The sequence below is a fragment of the Halomonas sp. ND22Bw genome (assembly GCF_003011945.1).
GTDB lineage: Bacteria > Pseudomonadota > Gammaproteobacteria > Pseudomonadales > Halomonadaceae > Halomonas > Halomonas halophila.
The window spans coordinates 1-242 of record NZ_PXWD01001600.1 but is presented as its reverse complement, the minus strand read 5'-3'; the positions used below and the strand labels follow the sequence as shown (position 1 = coordinate 242).

1 pseudogene is annotated in these 242 nt (G+C 67.8%); it reads left to right on the top strand.

The annotated features are described in order from the left end of the window. Window positions 1-242: pseudogene (locus CVH10_RS23650) on the top strand (7TM-DISM domain-containing protein); the annotation flags it as partial.

Sequence of the window (242 nt, the reverse complement as noted above, 5' to 3'; positions counted from 1 at the left end):
ACTCCTTCACGCTGTACGTCATCCAGGCGGGATCGGCGCTGGAGAGGCTGCTGCTGTCCTTCGCCCTGGCGGCGCGCTTCAACACGCTCAAGCGCCAGAAGGAGAAGGCCCAGGCGCAGCGGGTGGCGTCGCTGAAGACCCAGGAATCGATCCTCGAGAAGCGTGTCGCCGTGCGCACCGCGGAGCTGGAGGAGATGGCCCGCCAGGACACCCTGACCGGGCTGTTGAACCGCACCGGCCTG